2 protein-coding genes are annotated in these 1982 nt (G+C 67.2%); both read left to right on the top strand.

The features are described from left to right. Positions 1-163 precede the first annotated feature (163 nt). Entirely contained in the window at positions 164-784 is a 621-nt protein-coding gene (locus tag ACE3UY_RS21280) for a flavodoxin domain-containing protein (RefSeq protein WP_374689485.1), read from the top strand. Between the two features lie 115 nt (positions 785-899). Next, positions 900-1982, top strand: a 1083-nt coding sequence (chrA, locus tag ACE3UY_RS21275; RefSeq protein WP_374689484.1) for a chromate efflux transporter, incomplete at its 3' end; no start/stop codon positions are given.

The raw sequence follows: 1982 nt of genomic DNA, 5'->3' as shown, positions 1-1982 counted from the left end.
CTTCTACGAATCGCTCCATGCCGTAGCCGAAGCAGCCGTTCACTGGTTGGATATCTTGCCGTTCGCCCAGTTCTGTTCCCTCATGGGTATTGATGAACGGCAACTCGCATTTGTTACCATACCTTTCGAATAATGACTTAATTCTTCAAGGGTGAGGAAAGCCATGAAACCGATCCTAGTGACCTACGCCACCATGGCCGGCTCGACGGCCGAGGTGGCCCAGGCGGTGGCGGAAGAGATCGAGAAGAGCGGGCTGCCCGTCGAAGTACGGCCGGTCGATCAGGTGAACGACCTGGAGGCTTACGCGGCGGTCGTCGTCGGCGGGCCGATGATCATGGGCTGGCACCGCGCAGCGATGGGCTTCCTGAAGCGCAACCGGCAGGCATGGCAGCACGTCCCCCTGGCCGTGTTCGTTCTGGCCATCAGCCTGACGGAGACGGGCGAACGCGAGGTAGACGGCCTGCCCATCGTGGTGGACGAGACGCTCCCCAAAGCGCCGGCGACGCCCGGCCGGCTGAGCTTCCGCGAGCGGTACGCGCAACTGTCGCGTTACGTCGGGCCAATCCTGGCCGCGGCGCGTCCGGCCCGACCGGTCAGCGTGGGCGTGTTCGGCGGGCGGCTGGCCCTGGGCGGCCTGCCGTGGTGGGCCATGCTGTTCGTGGGCGTCATCATCCAGGCCCCGGCTGGCGACCGGCGCAATTGGGCGGCGATCCGGGCGTGGGCGGCCGGGCTGCCCGGGAAGATGGAAGAAGAATTCACCGATTTCGCAGATGTTATGCAGTAGAGGGAAGAGGAACACAGAGAGACACAGAGGAGAAGAGGATTATCTTCTCCGTGTCTCTCTGTGTTCCTCTTCTCAACTCTGGACGGCGTGAAATTTTCGGGCTACAACCGGGGGCATGAATGAGACGCCACCCGCGAGCGAAGACCGGCCGAGACCGACCGGCTCCGCCCGCGAGGTGGCGTTGCTGTTCCTGCGGCTGGGATTGACGGCCTTCGGCGGGCCGGCGGCCCACATCGCCCTGTTCCGCGACGAGGTGGTCACGCGCCGCCGCTGGGTGACGGACGCGGAGTTCCTCGATCTGCTGGCCGCGTCGAATCTCATCCCCGGCCCCAACTCGACCGAGATGGCCATCCACCTGGGCTACGTCCGCGCCGGCTGGCGGGGGCTGGTCGCCGGGGGGACGGCCTTCATCCTGCCTGCCTTCCTCATCGTGCTGGGCGTGGCCGCGCTCTACGCCCGCTATGGCGAGACGCCGGCCGTGCAAGGGCTGCTCTACGGCATCGAGCCCGTGGTCATCGCGGTCATCGCCCAGGCCATCTGGGGGCTGGGGCGGACGGCGGTGAAGGGATGGCTGCTGGCGCTGGTGGGCGCGGCGGCGTTCGGGTTGTACTTCCTGAACGTCCACGAGTTGCTGCTGCTGTTCGGCGGCGGGCTGCTGGTCATGCTGGCGCGCAACGGGCGGCGGCTGCTACTGGCAATGGCGTATGTAGGGGCAGGTTTCAAACCTGCCCCTACCGATTTGATGGAGGCCCTGTGGCGTGTAGGAGCGGGTTTCAAACCCGCCCCTACCATTGAGGCCGCGCCCGTCGCGTTGGTCACCCTCTTCCTGACCTTCCTCAAGATCGGCGCGGTGCTCTACGGCAGCGGCTACGTCCTGGTGGCCTTCCTGCAGACGGAGTTCGTCGAGCGGCTGGGCTGGATCGGCAGCGAGCAGCTGCTGGACGCCGTGGCCGTGGGCCAGTTCACGCCGGGGCCGGTCTTCACCACGGCGACCTTCATCGGCTACCTGGTGGCCGGCGCGCCGGGGGCGGTGCTGGCGACGGTCGGCATCTTCCTGCCGGGTTTCGTCTTCGTCGCCGTCACCAACCCCTTCATCCCGCGGCTGCGCCGGTCGCCCTGGCTGGCGGCGCTGCTGGATGGGGTGGTGGCCGCGTCGCTGGGGCTGATGGCCGCCGTGGCCGTGGAACTGGCCCGCGGG

This window comes from Promineifilum sp. (SeqCode) (assembly GCF_041918635.1).
Taxonomy (GTDB): domain Bacteria; phylum Chloroflexota; class Anaerolineae; order Promineifilales; family Promineifilaceae; genus Promineifilum.
This window is presented reverse-complemented; position numbering and strand designations above follow the sequence as displayed.

What these genes read in the sequence shown, in the direction of transcription:
- ACE3UY_RS21280 (WP_374689485.1), top strand. Translation starts at nt 164, where the DNA reads ATGAAACCGATCCTAGTGACCTACGCCACCATGGCCGGCTCGACGGCC.